23 protein-coding genes are annotated in these 25413 nt (G+C 37.2%); all 23 read right to left on the minus strand.

Annotation, left to right across the window (positions count from 1 at the left end):
- Positions 1-72: 72 nt before the first annotated feature.
- The 23 genes from QEP08_RS19095 to QEP08_RS19205 all read right to left on the minus strand — a co-directional run bounded on the left by QEP08_RS19095 (position 73) and on the right by QEP08_RS19205 (position 25410).
- The gene (locus QEP08_RS19095; protein WP_285060276.1) at positions 73-420 is read right to left on the minus strand and encodes a hypothetical protein; all 348 of its coding nucleotides are present in this window, start codon (positions 418-420) and stop codon (positions 73-75) included.
- 843 nt (positions 421-1263) lie between these two features.
- Positions 1264-2676, minus strand: coding sequence for a nucleotide sugar dehydrogenase (locus QEP08_RS19100; RefSeq protein ID WP_285060277.1), 1413 nt, complete (start codon positions 2674-2676; stop codon positions 1264-1266).
- A gap of 115 nt (positions 2677-2791) precedes the next feature.
- Positions 2792-3784 carry an acyltransferase family protein gene (locus QEP08_RS19105; RefSeq protein WP_285060278.1) on the minus strand — a complete coding sequence of 331 codons (993 nt, stop codon included), beginning with the start codon at positions 3782-3784 and terminating at the stop codon, positions 2792-2794.
- Between the two features lie 90 nt (positions 3785-3874).
- Positions 3875-5713, minus strand: a complete 1839-nt coding sequence (gene glmS / locus QEP08_RS19110; RefSeq protein ID WP_285060279.1) for a glutamine--fructose-6-phosphate transaminase (isomerizing) — start codon at positions 5711-5713, stop codon at positions 3875-3877.
- A 158-nt stretch (positions 5714-5871) separates the two neighbouring features.
- Positions 5872-7809 (minus strand): polysaccharide biosynthesis protein, encoded by a 1938-nt coding sequence (locus QEP08_RS19115; protein WP_285060281.1) that lies wholly within the window; start codon positions 7807-7809, stop codon positions 5872-5874.
- Positions 7810-7926: 117 nt separating this feature from the next.
- Positions 7927-9054 carry a DegT/DnrJ/EryC1/StrS family aminotransferase gene (locus QEP08_RS19120; RefSeq protein WP_285060282.1) on the minus strand — a complete coding sequence of 376 codons (1128 nt, stop codon included), beginning with the start codon at positions 9052-9054 and terminating at the stop codon, positions 7927-7929.
- Entirely contained in the window at positions 9055-10056 is a 1002-nt protein-coding gene (locus QEP08_RS19125; protein ID WP_285060283.1) for a ketoacyl-ACP synthase III, read from the minus strand.
- Between the two features lie 9 nt (positions 10057-10065).
- Positions 10066-10803: an SDR family NAD(P)-dependent oxidoreductase gene (locus QEP08_RS19130; RefSeq protein WP_285060284.1), complete on the minus strand. Its 738-nt coding sequence runs from the start codon at positions 10801-10803 to the stop codon at positions 10066-10068.
- A 1-nt stretch (position 10804) separates the two neighbouring features.
- On the minus strand, positions 10805-11035 hold the full coding sequence (locus QEP08_RS19135; RefSeq protein WP_285060285.1) for an acyl carrier protein: 231 nt from the start codon (positions 11033-11035) through the stop codon (positions 10805-10807).
- Between the two features lie 18 nt (positions 11036-11053).
- Positions 11054-11704 (minus strand): acetyltransferase, encoded by a 651-nt coding sequence (locus QEP08_RS19140; RefSeq protein WP_285060286.1) that lies wholly within the window; start codon positions 11702-11704, stop codon positions 11054-11056.
- A gap of 4 nt (positions 11705-11708) precedes the next feature.
- On the minus strand, positions 11709-12311 hold the full coding sequence (locus QEP08_RS19145; protein WP_285060287.1) for a sugar transferase: 603 nt from the start codon (positions 12309-12311) through the stop codon (positions 11709-11711).
- Complete coding sequence (locus tag QEP08_RS19150; protein WP_285060288.1) at positions 12301-13467, minus strand: glycosyltransferase family 4 protein; 1167 nt, start codon at positions 13465-13467, stop codon at positions 12301-12303. Before QEP08_RS19150 ends, QEP08_RS19145 begins: the two co-directional genes overlap by 11 nt.
- A 15-nt stretch (positions 13468-13482) precedes the next feature.
- Positions 13483-14655: a right-handed parallel beta-helix repeat-containing protein gene (locus QEP08_RS19155; protein WP_285060289.1), complete on the minus strand. Its 1173-nt coding sequence runs from the start codon at positions 14653-14655 to the stop codon at positions 13483-13485.
- An 18-nt stretch (positions 14656-14673) separates the two neighbouring features.
- Entirely contained in the window at positions 14674-15786 is a 1113-nt protein-coding gene (locus QEP08_RS19160; RefSeq protein WP_285060290.1) for a glycosyltransferase, read from the minus strand.
- On the minus strand, positions 15783-16328 hold the full coding sequence (locus QEP08_RS19165) for an acyltransferase (protein ID WP_285060291.1): 546 nt from the start codon (positions 16326-16328) through the stop codon (positions 15783-15785). Before QEP08_RS19165 ends, QEP08_RS19160 begins: the two co-directional genes overlap by 4 nt.
- Positions 16329-16339: 11 nt before the next feature.
- On the minus strand, positions 16340-17458 hold the full coding sequence (locus tag QEP08_RS19170) for a glycosyltransferase family 4 protein (RefSeq protein ID WP_285060292.1): 1119 nt from the start codon (positions 17456-17458) through the stop codon (positions 16340-16342).
- A gap of 34 nt (positions 17459-17492) precedes the next feature.
- A complete protein-coding gene (locus tag QEP08_RS19175; protein ID WP_285060293.1) occupies positions 17493-18752 on the minus strand; it encodes an EpsG family protein in 1260 nt (419 codons plus the stop codon).
- A gap of 2 nt (positions 18753-18754) precedes the next feature.
- Entirely contained in the window at positions 18755-19858 is a 1104-nt protein-coding gene (locus tag QEP08_RS19180; protein ID WP_285060294.1) for a glycosyltransferase, read from the minus strand.
- Complete coding sequence (gene wecB / locus QEP08_RS19185; RefSeq protein ID WP_285060295.1) at positions 19851-20942, minus strand: non-hydrolyzing UDP-N-acetylglucosamine 2-epimerase; 1092 nt, start codon at positions 20940-20942, stop codon at positions 19851-19853. Before wecB ends, QEP08_RS19180 begins: the two co-directional genes overlap by 8 nt.
- Entirely contained in the window at positions 20939-21466 is a 528-nt protein-coding gene (locus tag QEP08_RS19190; RefSeq protein WP_285060296.1) for an acyltransferase, read from the minus strand. The genes wecB and QEP08_RS19190 overlap by 4 nt, the downstream gene beginning before the upstream one ends.
- Positions 21456-22940, minus strand: coding sequence for an oligosaccharide flippase family protein (locus QEP08_RS19195; protein ID WP_285060297.1), 1485 nt, complete (start codon positions 22938-22940; stop codon positions 21456-21458). The genes QEP08_RS19190 and QEP08_RS19195 overlap by 11 nt, the downstream gene beginning before the upstream one ends.
- 183 nt (positions 22941-23123) lie before the next feature.
- Positions 23124-24416 (minus strand): nucleotide sugar dehydrogenase, encoded by a 1293-nt coding sequence (locus QEP08_RS19200; protein WP_285060299.1) that lies wholly within the window; start codon positions 24414-24416, stop codon positions 23124-23126.
- Between the two features lie 16 nt (positions 24417-24432).
- Positions 24433-25410, minus strand: a complete 978-nt coding sequence (locus QEP08_RS19205; RefSeq protein ID WP_285060300.1) for an SDR family oxidoreductase — start codon at positions 25408-25410, stop codon at positions 24433-24435.
- Positions 25411-25413: the final 3 nt, after the last annotated feature.

A 25413-nucleotide genomic window follows, 5' to 3' on the forward strand; every position in this document is an offset into this window, starting at 1 on the left:
GTATAGTCGCCAATAACGGAAGGAAAGCTTCATTGGCATCAGGAATCTCAATACAATAATCCACCATTTTCCTTACCAACTGTGGTTATTGCTTTGCCATCCTTTTTGTAGATCCTTCCTTTCGGTGATCCCGGTGATTTCCTCTTTTGCGTTTACATTGATCTCCCCACGGGTCACAGAGCCGTTATCGCTCAGCGTATTGCGCAGTTCATAGCCGATGCATGCGTATTTTCCGTCCTCAACTTGTGTAGTCAGGAAACCATACGCTTTTTGAAAAGCATCCAGACCGTAAAAATCGTCTGCATTGATGACAGCAAAGGGAGCATCCAGAACGTCTTTTGTGCAAAGCAATGCATGTTGTGTACCAAAAGGTTTCACCCACTCTGCGGGGATGGCCCTGCCACCCGAGAATTTATCCAAACTCTGGTAAACGTTAACGTAATGGTGGTATTACTTGCTTGAAATCCCGGATAAACCCTTTATTGTTCAGAAAGGAAGGGTGGTGATGTTCACTTCGTTCAGAATCTTCGTCATAATATCTGCGCCTATTTTATAGTTGTTTACAGTGGCTTCCAATTTTTGAGTTAGTAAGGCTACCAATCCTTTACAACGATTTCAGGTTCCTCAGGGATTGGGTATTGTCTTCCTTTTTGTGCAACTAAAAACGGCGAGTGCCAGTAAAAGGTATAGAAACCGTATTCTCATGGGTAGTATTATATATTTGGTTTATTAAATATACAAAGAACATAGCAGAGCGTTTCCTGAACTTATTGCATGAAGAAACTAGAGTTTGGACAGGTGTTTCAGACACAAGCCAGGTAGCTGTCTAGTTGATGGTAGAGATGAAATATTATAGCATATAAAACACAATGACCAACACAAAAATCAACAGGAAAATAAGGTTTTCTTCAATATTCATGTGACATCATTAGGATGAGAGTCTTCAAAAGTCCGTTAATTCTTTTTAAACTACAATATGAATTCCCAATGACTCAAATAAATTTGCTTACTTGTAAATATTTTTTTAACTAATGTGTCTGATTTTCAGATATATCATGGTCCTATATAGTCATGCAACAATTTAGATACACGACATAAAAAAGAAAGGGCACTGAAATACAGCGCCTTTTTCCGTAAATAGATTTATTTTAACTATTCTATAGTTACAGACTTAGCCATGTATTTCCAAACGCATACCGAACTGATACTTATCTTTTTCCAATAAGTTGATTATTCACTACAATAAGACCATTAGCTATTGCTCTAGCGTTTCCGTACTATTGATTGAGTACCTATAGCTTGAACCACGAATCCGATGTCAGCAAGCTTTTCTCTATCCAGCAAATTCCGTCCATCAAAAATTTTGGCCGGCTTAAGCATATTATCATAGATTCGTTTCCAATCGTAATCTTTAAATTCATCCCATTCGGTAAGTATCGCTATCGCATGAGCATCTTTACAAGCTTCATAGGGATCGTTCAAGACAGCAACCCCCGCTTGGTTCTCCTCTACGGGTCTTGACTCCAGATAATCCAAATCGGCATAAATCTGTCTAACCGTCACTTTCGGATCATAAACTCTAATCTCAGCTTGTTCATTTAATAAATAATCGGCAACATATATTGCAGCAGATTCCCGTGTGTCGTTGGTGTCTTTTTTAAACGCCCAGCCCAGGAATGCTATTTTTTTTCCGGATACTGTATTGTAAAGATTTCGTACTAAATTAAATGCGAACCTCCTTTTCTGATGATCATTCATTATAATCACTTGCTCCCAATAGTTTGCAACCTCGGTGAGCCCGAAAGTTCGGGATATATAAACCAGGTTTAAAATATCTTTTTGAAAACAGGAACCACCAAATCCAACAGACGCTTTAAGAAATTTAGGGCCAATGCGACTATCTGTACCTATTGCTTTAGAAACTTCGCTTATATCTGCTTCAGTTTTTTCGCAAAGTTCTGATATTGCATTTATCGAGGAAATACGCTGCGCCAAAAAAGCATTTGCGACCAGCTTTGAAAGCTCAGAAGACCATACATTCGTGGTAAGTATCCGTTCACGCGGGATCCAATTGTTGTAAATTCCCACCAGCGCTTCTATTGCAGCCTTTCCTTCGGCGCTTGAATCTCCACCGATCAGCACTCTATCGGGCTTCATCAAATCTTCAACTGCCGTTCCCTCAGCAAGGAATTCTGGATTAGAAAGCACCTGAAATGCTACGCCATTTCCGGTGAACATAAGGATATCTTTCAAAGCTTCAGCCGTCCTTACAGGCAGTGTTGACTTTTCCACAATGATTTTATCTGACTTCGACACTCTGGCAATTTGTCTAGCACATAATTCAATCCATTTTAGATCTGCACCCATTCCTTTTCCGGCACCATATGTTTTAGTTGGTGTATTTACCGATATAAATATCATTTGTGCTTCTTCAATGGCAGTATCGACATCAGTAGAAAAAAAAAGATTTCTCCCCCTTGCTTCCGCGACAATATTATCAAGACCAGGCTCATATACCGGTATCTTACTGGTATCTGGATCATTCCAGGCAGCAATTCTTGCAGAATTCAAATCTACTACCGTCACTTTTATATGTGGGCATTGCTTCGCGATAACAGCCATAGTTGGACCGCCAACGTAGCCGGCTCCAATACAACAAATATTAGTAATTTGCATTCATAAAATTTTTAAGGTAAATAAAATGGCAACGTGCTTGGATGATGCCTATATCAATTCTCAATTAACGGATGTCCGAAATGTAGACCATTGTGAATGCGATAAGCATAGTGGATTATGTCCTAGGATTACCGGCACCAAACCACTTAAAGTTCACAATAAATCGCCGCGCTGGCTTCTCGATTAGATAAAAGCTCAGAACAGCACATATCAAAGCAAGCGGCAATAATCGTAACCCACCTAACTTAAAAAATGGTTGTTGCCATAGGTATATAGAATAAGAAAAAGTCCCGGCGATTGTCAAAATACGATTACTAAGTATTAAAATTAACCATTCTTTAGCTTTGCCTAGTGTGGCAACACTGGCGGCAAGCAATGCTGAACCAATACTATATTTTATAAAGTCAGGAAGAAAGTTCACTTGAAACATCATACCCACCAATCCACAAACAATTGGAAACCAGCCGGGTATTGCCTTATCTCTAAAATAAAGGTATGCTGACACTGCGAGGAAAATAGACCCCGCTCGTACGTCGGTACGCCAATAAACAACATAATATGAATATTTATCAAGCAAAAATGTCTGCAGTATTCCGTTAACGATACACGCCAAAGCCAAACCCAAACAAATATTAAATGCATTGAATTTCCAATGTCGAACAATCCATGCTACCAAAGCGAGAACAATGTAAGAGTGTTCCTCAACGCATAAAGACCAAACATGATGAATAAACCGATTTCCAGAAAAATAATTGATGGTGAATGTTAAAGCTTTTAAAGCATCAAGCCAGGTAACTTGAGCTGTCACTATCGTAATAATTAAAGTAAAAATCAATAAAGCGGGCCAGATCCTAGCAAATCGCCTTTTAAAAAATTGCCCTAATGGAAATTCCCGAACAAACAGAATCTCCGCCATTAATCTACCGCTGAGAACAAAAAATAACTCAACCCCTGCTCTGCCCAAATTTAAACCAGGTACACGTGCAAAATGTCCAATAAGCAAAGCCAAAATTGCACAACCTCTCCATCCATCTAGATATGGCAAATGATCTACATTGTTCTTTTGGGTTACAGTTTTTACAACTTGCTGATTTTTTTCAGGATTCATACTTTTACTATCATATACTTGCCACGCAAGTTATGCAAAAAAATAGGACTCACGTCCTATACTAATTAATATTAAATGGCTTATCGAATGCTATTCAACCGTCACCGATTTTGCAAGGTTTCTTGGTTGATCAACATTACAGCCTCTCATCACCGCGATGTGATAAGAAAGCAGCTGCAATGGAATAGTAGCCAGTAAAGGCAGGAAAGCTTCATTGGCATCAGGAATCTCAATGCAATAATCCACCATTTTCCTCACCTCTGTATCACCTTCAGTAACGATCGCTAAAACGATACCTTTCCTGGCTTTTACTTCCTGGATATTGCTGATCACCTTTTCATAAGAAGAATTTTTGGTTGCGATCACCACTACCGGCATTTCTTCATCAATTAGTGCAATCGGACCATGCTTCATTTCTGCAGCAGGATAGCCTTCAGCATGTATATAAGAAATTTCTTTTAGTTTTAATGCGCCTTCAAGAGCCACAGGGAAACCACTACCCCTACCCAGGAATAAACAGTTTCTGGAGTCTTTAAACTTCGCAGAGATCTCTTTAATGAGTTGTTCCGATTTTAAAGCCTCTTCTATTTTTTGAGGAATACTGTCAAGTTCAGTTAGGAGCGCAGTAAGCTGTGAACTTGTCAGCATCCCTTTTTGCTGTGCCAATTGGAAAGCGATCAAAGTCAGCACTGTAACCTGGGCAGTGAATGCTTTGGTTGACGCGACACCAATCTCGGGGCCTGCATGCGTATATGCGCCTGCATGAGTTAATCTTGGAATAGATGCGCCGACTACGTTACATACGCCAAATATGGTCGCTCCTTTTTCTTTCGCCATTTCTATAGCCGCCATTGTATCGGCAGTCTCACCTGACTGAGAAATCGCAATAACAACGTCCTTATCTGTAATGATCGGATTTCTGTATCTGAATTCAGAAGCATATTCTACTTCAACAGGAATTCTTGCATATTCTTCGATCAGGTATTCTCCTACTAAGCCTGCATGCCATGAAGTTCCACAGGCGACTATAATGATGCGGTCAATGTTCTTAAGCTTGTCTACAAACTCGATAATACCGCCCAACTGAACTCTGCCTTCATTAGGATAAATTCTTCCTCTCAGGCAATCTCTGACAGAACGGGGTTGTTCATAAATCTCCTTCAACATGAAGTGGTCGTAACCACCTTTTTCCAGCATTTCGAGTTTCAGTTCGAGTTCCTGAATATATGGTGTCTGAACTACATTGTCCAAACGCTTGATCAGCAATTGATCACGTTTTACTAAAGCGATTTCATTGTCATTCAGGTAGATTACATTTTTTGTGTATTCTACTATTGGAGTAGCATCGGATGCAATAAAGTATTCACCTTCTCCAACACCGATCACCATCGGGCTGCCTTTTCTTGCAGCTATAAGTTGTCCGGGCTGAGCTTCATCCATAACAACGATCGCATAAGCTCCATTCACTTCATGCAAGGCTAGTCTTACTGCTTCAAGCAGGTCAACATCTTCTACTTTATAGATCTCTTCGATCAGGTGGATCAACACTTCAGTATCCGTGTCGCTGTTAAACTCGTGCCCTTTACCTTGAAGTACTTCTTTAAGGGTAGCGTAGTTTTCTATGATCCCATTGTGGATGATGGTCAGATCACCGCTGCTGGAAGTATGCGGATGTGAGTTTCTGTCTGAAGGAGCTCCGTGAGTAGCCCAACGGGTGTGGCCTATGCCAATAGTACCTGATAAGTTCTTACCTTCGGCAAAATTTTCAAGTTCAAGTACTTTACCTGCTTTTTTATAGATGTTAAGGCCATCATTGTTGATCAATGCGATACCGGCACTGTCATAACCACGGTACTCCAACCGCTTTAAACCTTTGATAATTAATGGCCATGCTTCATTATGACCAATATAACCTACAATTCCGCACATGTTTTTTGATGTTTGCTTGTTTAATTTAAAGAAACGCTATTTTATATTATAATAGGCGCAGGTTAGAGCAAGTTTAATGCCAGAAGAGGAAAATTTTAACTGCGAATTAACGCAGGTGAAGGCCGCGTAAGGCATCATTAGTAAGAACTTGAATGAATCTACGATGATATGTTGTCGAATTCCTCAAATTTAGAGTTCTTACTTTTGAACTCAGGAACTATGTTTTTCATTTGGATCACGACTTTACGGTTGTCGTTGACGACTGCATGATCCAGTAACTGATAAATCTGAGTTTCGATTTCATTAAAGACATATTCACGTACCTGTCCAATCATGATCTTTTCATGATGAGTAGGCATAGTATTTTCGTTATCATTTAACAGCTCCTCAAATAGCTTCTCACCTGGTCTTAAGCCAGTATAGTTGATTTTGACATCTTCATTGGGCACCAAACCTGCAAGTCGAATCATTTTCTTAGCCAATTCCACGATTTTCACAGACTTACCCATGTCAAATACGAAAATCTCGCCGCCTTTGCCCATGCAACCTGCTTCCAATACCAAACGGCACGCCTCAGGTATGGTCATGAAATAGCGTGTGATCTCCGGATGAGTAACTGTAACCGGCCCGCCTTTTTCTATCTGCTGTTTGAAACGGGGAATTACTGATCCGTTGGATCCCAATACATTTCCAAAGCGAGTAGTAATGAACTTTGTAATCGGTTTCACATCACCATGGTTTAGATAACTCAGTCCATTCGAGAAAATCACATTAGGGTTAGTTAAAGAATTGTTTAACGACTGCACGTAAATCTCCGCGATACGTTTGGAAGCACCCATTATGTTTGTCGGGTTCACTGCCTTGTCAGTAGAAACCATTACAAATTTTTGCACACCATGTTTCACCGACAGATCAGCGATCGTTTTTGTACCTAATACATTTGTTTTAATTGCCTCCGCTGGATTGTCTTCCATCATCGGGACATGTTTATAAGCGGCAGCATGATAAACGTAGTGCGGCTTAAACATTTCAAATAGGAAATTCATTCGCTTCTCGTCTTTTACATCGCCAATGAATGCATGAAAATTAGTAGTTTGAAACTTCTCTTCCAGCTCCAGATATAAGTCATGTAAGCCTGTTTCACTCTGATCACACATGATGATCAGGCCGGTCTGAAACTTCATGAGTTGCCTTACGATTTCGCTGCCGATGGAACCAGCGGCTCCAGTAATCAATATACGCTTATCCTGAAGCTGTTTTTGAATGCCTTCAATATCAATTTCGATTGATTTACGATTAAGTAAATCCTCAATATTTAAATTTTGAATTTGCGCAGTGCTTACGTCACCTCTCGCCCAAACATCCGGAGGTGGGATGTTCAAAACTTTCACATCATTTTCCAAACAAACGTCTACAACCTGTTCCTTCCGCTCAGCAGGAATGGTGTAGGATGCAAAAATAATTTCATCAACTTCATGTTTCACAATAAGATTCTCAAGCAGTGCAGCATCCAGAATCTTTACGCCATCAATGGTCTTTCCAAACTTGCGCGGATCGTCATCAACATAAGCGATGATGGTTTTATTAAACTTATTGTCATGATCAAAAGTCCTTTTTGTTGCTACACCTGCTTCTCCAGCACCATAGATGATAATCCGGATCTTATCGAGGTTGGCATTTTTGATGTACATAAAAAAGTACTTCACAATGATCCGATACGTAATCAAGAACAGAAAACTGCATAGAGAATAAGTAATGATCGTTACATTGCTCACCACTGGTGTGAATTTAAACACGATCAGTAGGGCATTTGAAAAGAAGACAATTAACGAACTTAATACTACTGCAAAAAGAATTCTGAAAGAATCTTGTGCACTTGTGTATCTGACAATACCAGCAAAAGTTTTGATATTGAAGAAAACTAAGGTATTTGCAACAACAATCAGAACAATTGACTTATAAAGTGCCAGAGTATTGATATCTTCAATGATAAAATTGTGTTTCAACACCTTGGCTACAACAATAGCTACGACACTAAGACATATGTCAATAGTGAAAATAATCCACCTTGGTACTATTTCAAGTTTAGAGAACATCTATCTAGTAAAATTTCCATAACAAACTTAAACAATAATTACACCATTTATACAATATTTGTGGACATATAAAAAGTTCACTCAAAAACTTCTGATTTCTGTCACTTTCGAACTAGGTTATAACAATGATTTTATCCCATTTAAAACCCGTTCTAAATCTTCTCTTGTTAGATTTGATCCTGATGGCAAGCATAAGCCATTGTCAAATAACTCTTCTGAAACACCTGATCCATAGTAGGGCACTCCTTCAAATACCGGTTGCAAATGCATTGGCTTCCATAAAGGCCTGCTTTCTACATTGTCTTTTTCAAGTGCCAATCGAATATCTTCACGAGTAACACCATTCGTTTTTGCTGAATCTACCAATATGGTGCTCAGCCAGCGGTTTGAAAAGCTGCCATTGGGCTCTTCTAACACACTAATTCCCTCAACATTGCTAAAAAACTGTTTGTAAGTTTCGAAGTTATTCCTTCTTAATTGAATATGCGCATCCAGTACTTCCATTTGACCTCTTCCAATAGCAGCGCAAACGTTGCTCATGCGGTAATTGTAACCTACTTCTGAGTGTTGATAGTGAGGAGCAGCGTCTCTGGCCTGGGTTGCCAGAAACCTTGATTTCTTAATATAATCTTCGTCTTCTGAAATTAGCGCGCCACCACCAGATGTGGTGATGATCTTATTACCGTTAAACGAAAGCACACCCATTAATCCAAAAGTACCGGCTGCCCGGTTGCCTATTTTCGAGCCAAGCGCTTCAGCAGCGTCTTCAATAACAGGTATCTCATACTCATTGGCAATCTCCATGATTTTATCCATTTGAGCTGGCATTCCATAAAGATGGACAGGAATAATTGCTTTTGGCTTTTTACCCTTTAAAATTCTATCTTTTATCGCCTCTTTCAAACTTTCAGGACACATATTCCAGGTAGTTTTCTCGCTATCGACAAACACCGGGGTTGCACCCATATAGGCGATAGGATTTGCGCTGGCAGAAAAAGTCATCGACTGGCAGATTATTTCATCGCCAGGCTTTACTCCAAGCATAATCAATGACAGGTGGATGGCAGCGGTGCCGGAACTTAAAGCTGCCGCAAATCTGGAATTGGTGTATTTTGCCAGGTCATTTTCAAAGCCGTCAACATGTGGCCCAAGAGGGGCTATCCAGTTAGTTTCAAATGCTTCATTTACATATTTTTGTTCTGCACCTCCCATATGTGGAGATGATAGCCATATTTTATTTCTCATCTATAGAATTTTTATTAAACATCCTCCCCAGGAATATCCTACACCAAATCCGGCTAATAGCACCTCTCCTTCTAACCTATTTTGCTTTTTAGCCTCGGATAAAGCGATAGGAATAGTCGAGGAAACCGTATTGCCGCAATCTTTTAAAAAGTAAAAAAACTTATCTTCAGGAATGTATAGCTTTTTCCTCAAATGATTCAACATGTATTTGTTTGCCTGATGAAAAATAAATAGATTAATTTCATCTTTTGATCTATTATTTTTGCTCAATACATTGTTTATTAGTCCCGGAACTGCACTCGATGTAAAATTAAATATTTCCCCGCCATTCATGTATAGATTATTCTCGTTTATGATATTGCCATAATCGTCTGATTTATCCTCTTCATTATTTTTCGAAAATTTAATCCCTCCACGTTTTACTTTTAAATTGTCTTCACCATTCCCATCGGTACCTAAATCGAAATCAAGGATTTCAGCAAACCCCTCGGAGCTGCTAATCACCGTGGCAGATGCAGCATCTCCAAAAATTGTTCTATTGCTCTTATCTTTTGGATGAATAAACTTGCTATAGGTCTCAGAGGTAATCAGTAAAACATTTTTTGCGATACCCGCCGCAACCAGCCCTTTTGCTAACGCTAAACCATAAATATAGCCCGAACACCCTAAATTGAAATCTAAAGCCCCAGCTGATATTGGAACCCCGATTTTATTTTGAACTATACATGCTGTAGTGGGTAAAAAATAATCTGGACTCTGAGTGCAAAGTAGGATGAAGTCAATTGACGAGCGGTCAATATCATGCTCCAAAAATAACTTGTTAGCGGCTTTTACCGCCATATCCGAAGCAAACTCGTCTTCTGCAGCTATATGTCTGCTGTAGATACCAGTCTTATCTGAAATCTTATCTACAGACCACTCTGGAAAGATAGAATTGATTTCATCGTTATTTAATACCTGTTCTGGTAAATAATAAGAAATAGCTTTAATCTTCGCTGTCATAATGATATTTTAAATTAAAGTATGCCCGCCATCTAAGACCAAGTCGGAGCCTGTCATCCATCGACTTACATCACTTAATAAATAAAAGCACAAACCAGATACATCTTCCGGCGTTCCATAACCAAGTGGATATAGCTTCTCCGCGTTCTTAAACCCTTCATCGGAGCCAGCATTTGAAGCCTGCTGAGTCATCGGTGTTATAACAATTCCAGGAGAAATGCAATTTGCTCTTATTTTTTGGGCAGAAAGTTCCGATGCTATAATTTTAGTATAGGAGCTCAATGCCGCTTTTGATGACGCATAAATAGCAGTACCCGGAACACCAAGCTTAGAGGAAATAGAAGAAATAAAGACAAGAGAACCTGATTTGTTTACTCGTTTATTCTTTATTAATCTTTGAGATAGTAAAACAACTGATTTGTAATTAATATCGAAGATTGCATCTATTTTTTCCTCTGTTATAAATTTCACCGGAGTATAGTCAATAATACCAGCATTAAACACGACACCATCAAAGTTTCCGCTTTGTTCTATGAATTGACCCAATTGTTGACTGTTGGTCAAATCAAGGGAAAAGTAATTATGTCCGACACCCTCCAGTTCATTTGCAACTTCAGCCAAACGACCCTTGTCTCTTCCAAGTAATGAAACTATTCCGCCATTTTTTGCAACATCAATTGCGATTTGTCTTCCAATGCCAGATGAAGCACCGGTTATCAGAATCTTTTTTCCCGCAATACCAAACATGTTATGAACGCTCTTTGATCAACAAGAGAATATCATTCACTGTGGTGGAATTTTTTATATCATCAGCTGTTATCTTAACCCGATATTGCTCATCGGCCATGGCCATAACTGACAATGCGATCAACGAACTCCATTCGTCAAGTTTTTTAAAATGCGTATCTAACAAGATCGATCCTGGATCTGTTTCATCGAATTGAAATGCAAAATTTTCAAGAAATTTGTTGTCTTCCATATTTTTTATATTATTTTATTAAATGTCATCATGAAACTTCACAGCCTTTGCCGGCACACCAATAGCAGTACAATTGGCCGGCAATGATTTGTAAACAACCGCTCCAGCACCGACAATGGTCTTTTCACCAATTGACAGCTGATTAATAATTTTAGCTCCGGTTCCTACATACACCTCATTACCAATTGTAACCTCTCCTGAGACATTAACAGAGGGCATAAAAGAACTATAGTCCCCTATAGTAGTATCATGTCCAACTGTGCATCCTAAGTTAAAAACCACATGCCTCCCTATAGTAATATTTACTGTGATCATACAGCCAGCAGTTATAATTGTTCCTTCTCCAATACTTAAATCATCTTCCCCCATAATAACGCTGGGATGGATTAATTTAGGATAAGTAATCAAGGGATTTGTTATTCTGTCTAGTAATTTCCTTTTAAGTGAAGGTAATCCAATAGCAGACACAACACATAACTCCTCTTGCACATCATTTATATCAGATACCGGTCCTAAAACCGGGTAGCCGTTTACTAGGGTTGATTTTTCTATACCGTCATCAAAATACCCAATAAAATTATACTGTAAATCAAGTTTATTGATTTGATCAATCAACATTTTAACCTCTCTTCCAAACCCACCTGCCCCGATTATTGCTATTTCTTTCATATATCTATCCTTCAAATTTAGACATTGTAGCTTGACCATCTGCTGAAATCCCTTCTTTGATAATCACTTTTTTTAGGGTTAAAAAAACGATTTTCAAATCTAACCAAAAACTTACATTATCAACATAGTAGACATCCAGTTTAAATTTTTGATCCCAGCTGATTGCGTTTCTACCATTTACCTGTGCCCAGCCAGTTATTCCAGGTTTTACTTCATGTCTCCTCGCCTGTTCTTTAGAATAGAGTGATAAATATTCCGGCAATAATGGCCTTGGACCAATTAAACTCATTTCCCCTTTTATGACATTTAATAGTTGCGGAATTTCATCTAAGGAAGTTTTGCGCACAAATGCACCAATCGGCGTTAATCTTAGAGCATCTGGAAGTAACACCCCATGATCATCACATTTATCATTCATCGTTTTAAACTTCAAAATGCTGAAAAGCTTTCCCTTTTTTCCAGGCCTAGTTTGAACAAAAAACGGTTTACCTTGATTTGCAAAGTACAAAAACACAGTTACCAGTATAAATATTGCGCATAGCAAAACGAATGCAATAACACTTATAAGTAAATCAAAAAGTCTTTTCCCTGCAGTTTTATAAAACATAGCAAGATTTTAGTTGTTCATCATACTCTTTAAGAAGAAGCGACCATAGCCTTGTTTGTTCGTATCTATCAACGATCATATTCCTGGCTTTAGAAGCCATTAATTGATAAAAATTTTCATTCAGCAATAATTTCTCCATTGCTGCGTATATTGCATCAGAGTTTTTAACTTGAATTACTATTCCGTTAATGTTATTAATTACGATTTCATTGCATCCATTAATATCAGTTACTATTGAAGGCAAATCAAAGCATCCTGCTTGCATTGGAACGTTTGGAAACCCTTCTCTATAGGACGGAAAAACAAGCGCTTTACTTAGCGATAAGTAGGGCCTAACATCAGATTGATAGCCAACGGTTAAAATGCTTTTATTTGATGAGATCTCGTTAAGACATTCTTGAGAAAGCGGGTCCAAGTCTCTTTCCTCAGAACCCACTAACAAAAGTTTAGCATTTGGGTTAGTGTTACTCAGCTTGGCAAAAGCTCGCACAAGTTCTTCAATTCCCTTATCCCTTACCAATCTCCCAATAAAAATAAAAACAAAATCAATATCACTTAATCCTAATGAGTCTTTTAGCGCTTTGGCTTTTTCATCGAGATCTGGACACCTTTTAAACAACTCAGTATCTATCCCGTTACTGCTGCCGTCACCAATGACTTTTAAAATTTTTTCAGAGGATAGTTTTTTTTCAATAATAATTTTTTTTAATCCAAGAGAGTTAGGGTAGACTGCTGAAGCACATGCATATGTTATTTTTTCTACGAGATCCAAAAGTAATCTTTTTACTCCTCTAGCCTCCAGAAGAGGTAAGCCAGCCACTGTATGAAACCTATGTTTTATCCCGGCTAATTTAGCTGCAATCATTCCAATTGTCCCTGCTTTTGGTGTATGGGTATGAACAATCAGTGGCTTTTCCTTCTTTAGGAAGCGATAGAGTTGAACCAGTGCTCTGAGATCAGCCAACGGTGTAATCTTTCTTGTCAATTCTACACAGAATGTCCGAACCCCTTCTTTAGATCCTACTTTCTCAAGTCCCTTTCGATCAGATGAAACAGCTATAACTTCAAAATATTGATCCATGAATCGCAACTGATTCTCTAAAAGTTTTTCCAGAGATATTGGTATGGTGGTTATACGTACTAATTTTGATTTCATGCAGATGGATAATTTCTAGTCAATCGATGTATTTGATCTCTGTTGAATTCTCCATTTAAAATTTTCCATCTCCTTTGTATGTAAAAGTTCCTTTCCACCATTTGTTCGAAAGAAAGATGCTTTGGAAATTTTAATGGCAGGACCGTTATGATAATTCCTTCCGATCTTAATTGGAAGCGTACCGTCATGAATTTTAACATCATTTAGTATGATTTGTCCACTTATGACTTTCGCCCCTGCGTACTTCTCACGAAATCCTCCAAGAATTATACCATAAGGCGAAAACCTAGTTACTATTCTTTGCACGTTAATATTTAAAGATTTACTTTCAGGTCCAGGTAGGTTACTCAATCCTATCTGAAGTCCTGATATTTGATTATTAAAAGATAAATAGTTTAAAATACTAATATTATCAAGGATTGCTTTATTATTATTAGGTTCAATGTCTATTCCACACATTGGCGGAACCCCAGAAGTATTGGAGACTAATGCGTCAATTATTTTAACATTTTGGCCTCCTGTAATTGTGATCCCATTTCTTCTATTGAAATCCAATGTCGGGCGCTGAAGTACTATGTTATTTGTTACGGTTTTAGGAGAGTTTGAGATATAGATTCCATCACCCCAACATTTTGTAATCTTAGCATTATGAATTTCTATATTTTTAGACCCTACTATTTTTATACCCATACCCCATTCTCCCAAGGTTCCATTATGAGCTAAACGATCGCCGACTATCACAGGTGAAAAAATCTTCACATTCTGAATATCATAAATTTTTAAAATAGCATAGGATTGCAGATTACTCGGCTTAAACAGAATCTTAGTTTTGTCTTTAAATATTAATACTGAATTGCTTTTTAAGGAAAGGCCATTGGTATTAATAAGGACTGGAAAATTCGGAAATATAACACTATTGTGTGTATCAATAGCTTTTTGAATATAAGTAGTGTAGTCCACGGAACCATCTCTCACAAAGTTAGCTGGAAGGGCTTGAGTTATGTCATAACTTGTGGCGGGCAGGCTTACAGGAGCTATGGTTGGTGATTCAGTGGTTCGTAATCCTGATGCATCACGGTAAGTAAAGTTATCCTGTCCATAGGAATTAATTACTGATAAAAAAATAAGCAAAATACAATATTGCGACTTAAAAAAAAATCTAGATATGTTCTTATTATTATACTTCATAGGGCGATATTCATTAGATCAATGATAAACCTTTAAGCAGTTAAATTCGATTTCTTCAATAAACTTATCTATTGATCTTGCTTCCAGTTGACGATCAAATATAAGCCTATTTTCCGTTGTATTAGCTTTAAGTGCTGTTTTTATTGCCTCTTCTAAGCTATTATAATCATTTGCTTTAGCTGTAATTACTCCTTCGAGCTTATCAATCCCACCTGCGCATAGGGTTGATACAATTGTGTTGTTCTGTGACATCATTTGCAACAAAACGTTTGGAAAGCCTTCGATTCTCGAAGAAACTACACATAGTCTTGCCTGCTTAAAATAAGGATATACGTTCTTAGTAAACCCAGGCAGTAAAACATCATTTTCTAAATTATAGCTCTTTATAAGAGACATTAACATTTCGCGCTGAACGCCCTCTCCTAAAATGACCAATTTTAAATCCTCATTCTCTTTTTTTATATTCACAAATGAGGAAATCAGCAAATCAAATCCCTTCTCCTGGATTAAACGCCCTGCAGTTATGATGTAGTCACCAAACCGATTCTTTATCTGATCTATAATATCCTGATCACCTACCTGTTTAAGGTTTTCTAAATCGATCGGATTAGGCATGGTTACAATCTTGATGTTCTTTTCAAGATAGGGCAACGATTCTACTAATTGCTTTTTCATGAAGTCTGTCTGGCAAATCAGTAAGTCCAAAGATGAGTAGCCAATAGCATATTGAATTTTAAAAAGCAGCAATTTTGCACCAATGAATCTGTGAAAAATGGAAGTTGATTCTCTACCTACGAAGTATTTTTTATGAAGCAGCCTTATTCTAACAAAGAATCCTAAGAGTCCAGTCAGGTGAACATGTGAAGTAAAAATGAAATCGAATTTATATCTTCTCAATGATGACAAATTTTTAAAAAAATCTATCAAACCAGCCCTTTCTGTTTTACTCTGTGTGTAAAATAAGGTTACATTAGAATATGCCTCTAGGTCCTCCCATCCTAAATCATTCTTCCTTTTTAAAAAAAGGACGAATACGTTGACGCCAAGTTTTAAATAATGGTGTGCCACCATTTTTAAATATTGTTCCGCTCCTCCAAGAGAGTCATTTGGCAAAGCTATTAAAATGTTCATAGTTTCTCTAAAAATGGCTTGTAATCAGTCGAGGTAACCTTGGTTATACGGGACTTAAAATCAATTGAAAAATCCATATCTGCTTCTGATATGTATTGCATCAGCATTTTCTCTTTTAATTCATCGAAAGACCCGATGATTTTAGCTGGGACGCCAGCAACAATGCTTCCTTCGGGTATAGACTTTGTCACAACTGATCCGGCTGCAACAATAACATTATTCTCAATTTTAACTCCTGGCATAATTATACTGTCTAGTCCTAAGAAAACATTATTGCCAATTGTAATTCGGTTGAAATAATATCTTCTTCCTTTCTGATCCTTCATTAATCCGGCAGCACCATCATGAGTGATGAATTTTACTCCATTTGCAATAGTTACAAAATTCCCGATTGTTATCAAAAAAGGCTCGCTCCCCCAATCAGTTGTATAGATCCTGTTATTGCTACCTAAAGTAACTCCCACAAATATGGCAAAACCCCGTCTACCTTTAGTGTGCAAAACTAACATTCCAACTAGTTTAAAAATTAAACGTCTTAACATTGCGATTATTTTCAATTTAAATTGATACCAAAATGGCTGTTTAGAGCTTTATTTAGTAACTTAATATAATTATCACCTGAAATAGTAGCCTGAGCATTTTCCTTGCATAGTTCGCGTAAACTTAATTTATCTTTGACATTGAAATACCATCTCAATCCCTCCTTTAGATCACTTAGTTGATTATCTCTGAATATATATGCATTTTCAAGGTGATCTAAATACCATCGGGTCCCACAGGTATCCGAACAAATAACCGGTAAACCGTATGAAATCGCCTCTAACACTACTATGCCAGCGGGCTCGTTACTTGCAGGTAGTACGAAGATATCCGTGCCCTCGTAAAAATTACCTATTTCTTCGTGCGGTATGTTTGTATTAATTGTCACTTGCTTACTTATATTACTTACTAGTAGATATTCTTCAATTTTAAACAATTGCTCAGTATGAATTGGTGTGCTATTTTCGCCAACAATTATAAGCTCAAAATCGTATCCTTCTTCTCTCAATTCAGACAGTGCTTGTAATAACAACAAATGTCTTTTCCGTTTAACAAACTTCCCTATCGTCATGATCTTGATAGGCCTGCTTATTTCTTTATTACAGGGCTTATTTGTATTTATTGCGAAAGGTATGTAAAATAGTCTCTGAGGCAAGTTAACCTTCCGGTTTTTGTCTCCTAAAATCGGCGTTATCCAAATTGCATCAAATATACTAAGGATGAAATTAAACATAAATCTTCTCTTCACAGAATAGTGAGAATTCAAAGTTATTTGAGAATAAATAACAATCTTTATCCCCAGCAATCGTGCACATATCGCAGCAACCAACGAAAACCAACGCTTAATATCTCTAACAATTAGAATATCAGGCTTTAGTCTTTTCAATTCTCTATAGTATTTTACTGGATTAGGGAAACCCCTAAACTTATTAACACCCCCCTCACCTAAAAGGTCAATTATAAATTCAGACAACTTAGATAAAGGAAATATTTGGGGAATCAATTCTTTATGATTTTCTGTACTCCCTTGTATAATAGCATGAACATTCACTTGAGAACCATTATCTCTAAGTGCTTGAATCCAACCCACCATATTGGTGTGATAGCGTGGAACAACAAATAATATTTTCATCCTACTTTACGAATAAAAAACTAAATAAAAAAATCTAATTGCTAAAAAACTTTAAAATGTTCCCAACAACATAATCTTGATCAACAAAATTATCGACCCAAAATGGACCACTTAAAATCGAACCGATTCCTAAGATTGGAAAAAGATAACGCATTACAGAAATAGTCCAGAACAATATAAAAATGAAACTCACTTTGCTTATATTTCTTCCCAATAGTTTATAATTCCCAAATTCCCTCTTATTCATTAGCAAAAACAGGGCGCTTAACAGCATCCATTGCCCAACCATGACGAATCTTCCTACACTCGGAATTACACTTAGTATATTAAACACCCCTATAATGTAAAAGGTGTAAAGAAAGAATCTGTTTAAATTATGATCCTGCTCGATAAATTCTTTGTTTTTCTTATAAGTCGTAAAAAAAACCAGGTTAATAGCTACTGTGTATACAAAAGTGACCATTCCTACTATAGTACCACCTGACTGATTTTCCAAATCTGCGTTCAGATAAATCTCAGCCCTTCTAAAAATTATCTCTGGCAAATATTGACTCGCGATATCACTAAACTGACTTGCACTGACCCCAAATAAAAAAAAACTTCCGATATAGACGTAGATAATTCCAGATTTAAAACTCCTGACAATCAAAAATATCATCGAGAGTCCAATAATAAGATAAAACGAAAAATGGGTAAAAGGGGCAAGAACTATAAATAAAAATCTCTTATAACTCTTCTCATAAATAAGGGGCAATACCCCAAACAAAAACAACTGTGAAGCTGTCCAAAAGTCAAACCCGTTTATATTCCACAAGGGAATTACAAATGTCAAGCCGATAATAAGCCACATGCTGCCCTTCCGCTGAGTAATTTTAACATGTCGATATAAATAATCAATATTTCTAGAGAAAAAATACCCAAAGAATAAGCCATAAGCCATAAACAAAAAATGATAGTCGTTGGTATATTGTGATACGGTAACGGAAATGACATTTTCTACAAATTCGATATGGCCACTGTTAGAAAAGAAATTTAAGTATAAGTCAGCCAACGAAAAATCAGCATTATAAAATTCTAGAAACTTATTCCGATAAACCACCATATCTCCCATGGAATCAAGATTTATCTGTAATGTATATCCCAAGAAAGCCGCAAAACCCCAAACAACATTTTTGGCCCAACTCTTTTCATAATTAAACAAAGCGGTCACATAAGCTACTAACGGAGAAAAGAAATACAAAAGCGCTGCGAACAGCACAAATTTATTTTTCTTTATATGGATAGGGTTCGCCAAAATTAGAGGGCTAAGAGATTCTTAACAACATTTTTTATATTATAATCCTCCATGTTAGTGAAGCTGTACTTTTTTGAATAATCTCCACTGAAAAACTCATCCAGAGCAATCTCATCTACAGAATTATTACTTAACGAGAGCACTGGTCTGTCTGTCAAATAGTAGTCAATTAACTTACTTGGAGATTGAACTACCGAAACATTGTTAATATTTATTAAAAAATCCATCTTCCTTAATTCGATAAGCAAATCTTCGCGCGGAATATACTTTTTCAGTATAAACCGCCCTTCTGCCCTTTTCAAAAAAGGGTTAACCAGATCGAAGTTGGACGAATATATGACAAATTTAAATGGTGTATCAAGATTTACCAAATATTCAAATAATTTCCTTGGATCTCGTTTGTCCTTGTAAAAAGCCCCAGCGTAGGCGAAAGTAGGGATTTCATTTTTTATATAAGTTAGCTGATCTGACCTATCCTTATCGAAGTCAAAACCTTGGGGAATAACTTTAATTTTATGTCGAAATTCAGGATAATACGAGTCAATCGCATCCTTAATTGGAATTGTGATGAAATCAGCATATTGACAAAAAAGCCTTTCAAATTTTTCCAAAAACTTTGCATGTTTATGAAAGGGGTTACCCATAAAAGGATCCCCACAATCGGCTATCCACTTCTTGGTTAGCTTTGGATTATTTCTAATCGCCTTAGCAACTCCCCAGTGAATAGGATGCGGTTTCGCGATAGATATTATCAGATCATAATCGTTATGCTTTTTTAAAATTTTTTCCGTAATATTCATAAAAAAGATATCTGGAAAAGCATATTGATCTGACAACCCAGATTCGACAGAAATTTTAAGAATAAGCTTTTTCCAAAAGGGTATTGTTCCTTCTGGAGGTTTAGTAAAAAACGTTCGTCCTAAGTCCAAAATTTCAACATTATACTGTGCTTCGAAAGAATTGTGAACCTTATCATTTCTAGGCGTGAGTACGGTAACCGAATGGCCGGACCTCGCTAACTCTTTCACCAACTCTGTTGCACGCGTAGAACGTGGACCATTTACAGGATAAAAAGACTTTGTTATAAGTAATATTTTCTTACTCATATATTTTTACAATTTGGTCAACTATTCGCTCAGCAGTTTTACCATCCCATAATGGAGGAATACTCCCTTTTTTCCATTTACCGTTAAATAATTTATCAAAATAGGGCTTGATGTTGGCAGGATCAGTGCCAATGAGTTCGTTTGTTCCGATTGAAATTGTTTCAGGACGCTCTGTATTATTTCTAAGTGTAATACAAGGTATTCCCATAACTGTTGTCTCCTCAGTAATACCTCCTGAGTCAGTAACAACTAATTTTGCTCTTTCTACCAAAAAATTAAATTCCAGATAACTTAATGGTTCAATGAAATGCAAATTTGGTGCATTAATACCCAAGTTAGCTAAATTTTTTGCTGTTCTGGGGTGTACAGGGAATATAATTGGGATCTGTCGGCTATTAACTATGATTTCCTCAAGCAGCTCTTTCAATTGTGCTTCCTGATCCACGTTTGCAGGCCTATGCAAAGTCAAAACTAAATATTCACCAGTTATCAAATTGATTCTATCCCAAATTTCGGGTGCGACAAATCTCTGTCTATTTTTCAAGAGAGTGTCTATCATCGTATTTCCAACAAAGAAAATGCGCTCATCTTCGACACCAGATCTTCGCAAATTATCCCCTGCTACTTCCGAGGTAGTAAAGAAATAATTGGTGATGCTGTCAGTAACCAACCTATTAATTTCTTCCGGCATTGTCCAGTCACCAGACCGTATGCCGGCTTCAACATGCGCGACTTTAATTCCCATCTTTTGTGCGGTAATTGCACACGCCATAGTTGACGTTACATCACCAACGACCAGTACAAGATCAGAAGGATGCAAGGTTAACTCTGCTTCAAATCGAATCATAATTGCCGCAGTCTGCTCAGCTTGAGTTCCCCCACCCGCTTCTAAGTTAGAATGGGGCACGGGAATTCCGAGCTGCTCAAAAAAATCTCCCGACATTTTTTTGTCAAAGTGTTGTCCTGTGTGAATCAGCCTAAATGAAATATTTACATTGACCTTTTGCGATAGTTGTAATGCATGAACTATCGGTGCAATCTTTATAAAATTTGGCCGGGCACCGGCAATTATTGTAATTCTCATAACGTCATTTGATTTGCTTTGATAATTTTGGCAGGTACTCCTCCAATGACGAGATCTGATCCAAATGATTTGGTCACAACACTTCCAGCTGCCACAATTACATTATTTCCTATCTCTACCCCAGGTAAAAGAACAGAATTTGCTCCGAGCCAACAATTCTGACCAATAATTAAAGGTCCCACCTTATCATGTTCGTGATAATCTTGTTTGCTATGATTTGCAGAAATAACCTTTACTCCAGGAGCAAAAATAGTGTTGTCGCCAATTACTATACCATTGATTCCTTGGAAATAGCAACCGCTGGAATTTGCAAAATATCTAGCTACATTACGACCAATAGATATTTTTCCATTTGCAATAGATGTAAAGTGTACCATAAATGGGACCTTTCGGTTAATTCGAAATATTTTTTGTACTATGAAATTGATTATTCGTAAACCCCAACCACATGGGGATAGTAAATACTCAACAATATTTGATGGATGATTTTTCTTCCAGTTAATATATTTAAATTTACTTAACATTTTTAGAAATTCTTTTTAGAATTGGATTTAAAAACTTCAGGTAATCTAAGGCGAAGAACTTCGCGCTAAATACAACAAACAAAGCATATAAAATCAAAGATACCATGATCTGCATCAGTGCGCCAGGAAACATTCTAGCAATTAAAAGGACAACGACCATACACAAACTAGAATGAATGATGATTAGCCCACCCTTCTTTACAGGGAATAAATCAATCAATCTTACATTAATCTTAGCTGAAATATATTTCAGAGCAATAAAAACTTTTAAAATCGCCAATGACACTGAGACTATTGCGACTGCAACTGGTGAATTAAATATCAACACTACTGCGTATTCTAACACCCACACCAAAACCGCTGTCCAGATGTGAAGACGTGAATAAAAGCGAGTATCACCCAAAGCAAAAAGTAAGGGACCGAATATTATTATATTAAAGAAGTTTAGCACCATGTTTATTTGAAAGTAAATGGTCGAACCTACGTAGTTCTCAGAATAAAGAATTCTTACAATATTAACCCCATTAAAAATACAAAAGATGACAATTGGGTATATAATATACGCAGATTTAGTTAGCGCATTTTTCCAAACTGCAACAACTTCGCTTGCATTCGAATTATCATGTATCATCTTCGAAAAAATAGGCATCAAAACCGTAGAAGTCGCGCCAGTTATCATACCCACAAATGGAATCTCTATAAAACCATTCGAAAATTCAGCGAAAACCTCTGCTCCGAAAAAACGGCTTACAAAAAATTGGTCAGCAGATTTTATAGCTATACCCCATAGGCTAGCTACAGCAATAGGAAGGGAATACGAGAAAATTTCCTTATATCTAAGCGTTGTAGGAACAGTCTTGAGGCCTTTAAATGGAATGCCTTTAAAAAAATACGCTATTATAAAAGTTATAATAGAGACGGCTAGCCAACCATAAATCGCAGAAATATAAGTCCCCTTAAATATTATTACAGGTACAACAATAAAAACAAGCATCAATAACCGCGATAAGGTGTTGTAAATCGCAATATATAGAGATTTCTTATATGTTGAAAAAATGCCCTCTATACCCAATGAAGGAAGAAGCAACATAGGGATTGGCGAAAAAACTTTCAATCCGTATTCAAGTTCTTTATTCTTTAAGATGCCTGCAATTATTCCGGAAAATGAAAATAAAAAAATTGAAAATCCTGCTCCCGACAAAAAGAGAAATCTACTAATTTTCCATACAATTGCTTTACCTTGTTCAAGGTTATATCTTGGCAAGAAATATGCAAAGACTTTCGGCATTCCAGCAGTAAATACTACAAGTAAGGTACCATAGACATAAAGTATTTGCTTGTACGTCCCGTATTCTACTTTATTGAAATACCTAGATAAAATCGCCGAGCTGACAATAGCTAAAGCAAATGAACTTAAACTTCCCAAAGCAACCCAAAACGCTTGCATTGTGTTGTTGGTTTTATCGTTTTCCATTTACATCAAAAATGTTAAAGATCTATATTTGAACAAATGTTTTGGACTGTAAAAATATGTAGGTATGTATCATTGCGGCATTAGTCATAATCAGCATTATATTAAAACAGAAAAACAATTACATGCCAATATTATTCACTATAGCAGCCATGACAACCATCACAACTGCTATAGAAATTATTATTAAAGTTTACCGTCTACACCTTCTGTTAGAATCCCTTTTACGTCATAAATAACTTTATTCCCTTTGCATAGTGCATTTAAATCCAAGGATCTAAACTCATTGTGTGATACTGTCAATACAATTGCATCATAATCATTACAATTTTTAAGATCCCTAACGGACTGCCATCCGTACTCATGTTCAACCTCCGCTGGGTTTGCCCAAGGATCGTAAATTGTTATATCTGTCTCATATTCGGCAAGAGTATTTAGTACATCAATGACTTTTGTGTTACGAACATCAGGGCAGTTCTCTTTGAATGTAATCCCCAAAACCAAGATTTTCGATCCTTTAACTGGGATTTCCTTTTTAATCATTAATTTTATAACTTCATGGGCCACATATTCACCCATTCCATCATTTAATCTTCTCCCCGCCAAAATAATCTCCGGATGATAACCATGCTCTTGCGCTTTCTGAGCTAAGTAATATGGATCAACACCTATGCAATGCCCGCCCACTAGTCCCGGTTTGAACGGCAAGAAATTCCATTTGGTTCCCGCTGCTTCTAAGACTGCACTGGTGTCTATACGTAATCTATTAAATATCTTGGCAAGTTCGTTAACAAAGGCAATATTAATATCTCTTTGTGAATTCTCTATAACCTTCGCTGCCTCAGCTACTTTTATCGAAGGAGCAAGGTGAGTACCAGCAGTAATAACAGATTTGTATAACTGATCAACTTTTTTACCTATCTCTAAAGTTGAACCTGAAGTCACTTTCAAAATCTTCTCTACTGTGTGTTCTTTGTCACCAGGATTGATTCTTTCCGGGGAATATCCTGCAAAGAAATCAACGTTAAATTTCAAGCCGGACACTTTTTCAAGGACCGGAATACATTCCTCTTCGGTAACCCCAGGATAAACCGTTGATTCATATATAACTATGTCTCCTTTCGATAACACCCTACCAACGGTTTCGCTGGATTTGTATAGTGGGGTCAAATCAGGCCTGTTATTTTTGTCTACAGGAGTAGGAACAGTAATTACATAAATGTTACAAGCCTTGATGTCGTCCAAATTAGCGGAACAGAACAGACCATTCGCAGAGGAAGGACTGTCTACTAAAACGGATTGCAGAATTTGATCTGAGACTTCAAGTGTAGCATCTGTGCCAGACATCAATTCTGCAATTCTTTTTTGATTGATATCAAAGCCCACAACGGGATATTTTGTGGCAAACAAGCGTGCTAATGGCAGTCCGACATATCCAAGCCCAATAACCGCAATTTTAACATTTTCTAAAGGTGACATATATTGATTAAGGTTTTTACTTTAAATTATTCCAATACCACTTAACAGCTTCCTTTAAGCCTTCTTTTATAGCATGGGTTGGTTTATATCCCAAAAGCGCCTGGGCCTTATCAATACTTGCAAGAGAATGAGGGATATCTCCAGATCTATTCGGCCCGTACTTCAATTCGACATTAGATATTTGGTGATCATATCCAGACAAGAAATCTCGCAAATAGGCAGCAAGTTCGTTTAATGTAGTGCGATCACCAACTGCCGTGTTATAGACTGTATTGATAGCTTCAGGATTCTTAGTAGTCATTGCAAGCTCGTTCATTTGAATGACATTATCGATATAAGTAAAGTCTCTGGAAAAATCTCCTGCGCCATTAATAACAGGACTTTCATAACTCATATATTGAAGAACAAATTTAGGAATAACCGCTGCATAGGCGCCGTTAGGATCTTGTTTCCTCCCAAAGACATTAAAATATCTCAATCCGACTGTTTCCAGCCCGTAAGTTTTACTAAAAATATCTGCATACAGTTCATTTACATACTTTGTAATTGCATATGGAGAAAGTGGTTTACCAATAATGTCTTCAACCTTTGGGAGATTAGTAGAATCGCCGTAAGTTGAAGAGCTGGCTGCATAAACGAACCGTTCAATTTTAGAGTCCCGAGCAGCGATCAGCATGTTTAAAAATCCCGAAACGTTAACCTCATTTGTCGTAGCAGGGTCATTAATGGAACGAGGTACAGACCCCAGCGCAGCCTGGTGAAGGACATAATGACACCCTTGAGTCGCTGTAATACAATCTTCGGAACTACGAATATCACCTTCTATTAGTTGGAAATTACTATTATCCAAAAATGGTTCAATGTTATGTCTATGACCTGTTGAAAAATTGTCTAGAACGCGAACTTTATATCCCTTATTTAGGAAGTATTCACAAAGATTACTACCAATAAACCCAGCCCCACCAGTAATTAAAATTATTTTAGATAAACTCATTTG

The organism is Pedobacter ginsengisoli (assembly GCF_030244015.1).
GTDB classification, from domain to species: Bacteria; Bacteroidota; Bacteroidia; order Sphingobacteriales; family Sphingobacteriaceae; genus Pedobacter; species Pedobacter ginsengisoli.

Bases quoted from the DNA above. Each gene is read 5' to 3' on its own strand.
- QEP08_RS19125 (WP_285060283.1), bottom strand. From the start codon at position 10,056: ATGACAGCGAAGATTAAAGCTATTTCTTATTATTTACCAGAACAGGTA.
- QEP08_RS19165 (WP_285060291.1), bottom strand. From the start codon at position 16,328: ATGTTAAGACGTTTAATTTTTAAACTAGTTGGAATGTTAGTTTTGCAC.
- QEP08_RS19100 (WP_285060277.1), bottom strand. From the start codon at position 2,676: ATGCAAATTACTAATATTTGTTGTATTGGAGCCGGCTACGTTGGCGGT.
- QEP08_RS19150 (WP_285060288.1), bottom strand. From the start codon at position 13,467: ATGAAATCAAAATTAGTACGTATAACCACCATACCAATATCTCTGGAA.
- QEP08_RS19155 (WP_285060289.1), bottom strand. From the start codon at position 14,655: ATGAAGTATAATAATAAGAACATATCTAGATTTTTTTTTAAGTCGCAA.
- QEP08_RS19205 (WP_285060300.1), bottom strand. From the start codon at position 25,410: ATGAGTTTATCTAAAATAATTTTAATTACTGGTGGGGCTGGGTTTATT.
- QEP08_RS19190 (WP_285060296.1), bottom strand. From the start codon at position 21,466: ATGTTAAGTAAATTTAAATATATTAACTGGAAGAAAAATCATCCATCA.
- QEP08_RS19140 (WP_285060286.1), bottom strand. From the start codon at position 11,704: ATGAAAGAAATAGCAATAATCGGGGCAGGTGGGTTTGGAAGAGAGGTT.
- QEP08_RS19120 (WP_285060282.1), bottom strand. From the start codon at position 9,054: ATGAGAAATAAAATATGGCTATCATCTCCACATATGGGAGGTGCAGAA.
- QEP08_RS19145 (WP_285060287.1), bottom strand. From the start codon at position 12,311: ATGTTTTATAAAACTGCAGGGAAAAGACTTTTTGATTTACTTATAAGT.
- QEP08_RS19160 (WP_285060290.1), bottom strand. From the start codon at position 15,786: ATGAACATTTTAATAGCTTTGCCAAATGACTCTCTTGGAGGAGCGGAA.
- QEP08_RS19135 (WP_285060285.1), bottom strand. From the start codon at position 11,035: ATGGAAGACAACAAATTTCTTGAAAATTTTGCATTTCAATTCGATGAA.
- QEP08_RS19170 (WP_285060292.1), bottom strand. From the start codon at position 17,458: ATGAAAATATTATTTGTTGTTCCACGCTATCACACCAATATGGTGGGT.
- QEP08_RS19200 (WP_285060299.1), bottom strand. From the start codon at position 24,416: ATGTCACCTTTAGAAAATGTTAAAATTGCGGTTATTGGGCTTGGATAT.
- QEP08_RS19195 (WP_285060297.1), bottom strand. From the start codon at position 22,940: ATGGAAAACGATAAAACCAACAACACAATGCAAGCGTTTTGGGTTGCT.
- glmS (WP_285060279.1), bottom strand. From the start codon at position 5,713: ATGTGCGGAATTGTAGGTTATATTGGTCATAATGAAGCATGGCCATTA.
- QEP08_RS19130 (WP_285060284.1), bottom strand. From the start codon at position 10,803: ATGTTTGGTATTGCGGGAAAAAAGATTCTGATAACCGGTGCTTCATCT.
- QEP08_RS19115 (WP_285060281.1), bottom strand. From the start codon at position 7,809: ATGTTCTCTAAACTTGAAATAGTACCAAGGTGGATTATTTTCACTATT.
- QEP08_RS19105 (WP_285060278.1), bottom strand. From the start codon at position 3,784: ATGAATCCTGAAAAAAATCAGCAAGTTGTAAAAACTGTAACCCAAAAG.
- wecB (WP_285060295.1), bottom strand. From the start codon at position 20,942: ATGAGAATTACAATAATTGCCGGTGCCCGGCCAAATTTTATAAAGATT.
- QEP08_RS19180 (WP_285060294.1), bottom strand. From the start codon at position 19,858: ATGAGTAAGAAAATATTACTTATAACAAAGTCTTTTTATCCTGTAAAT.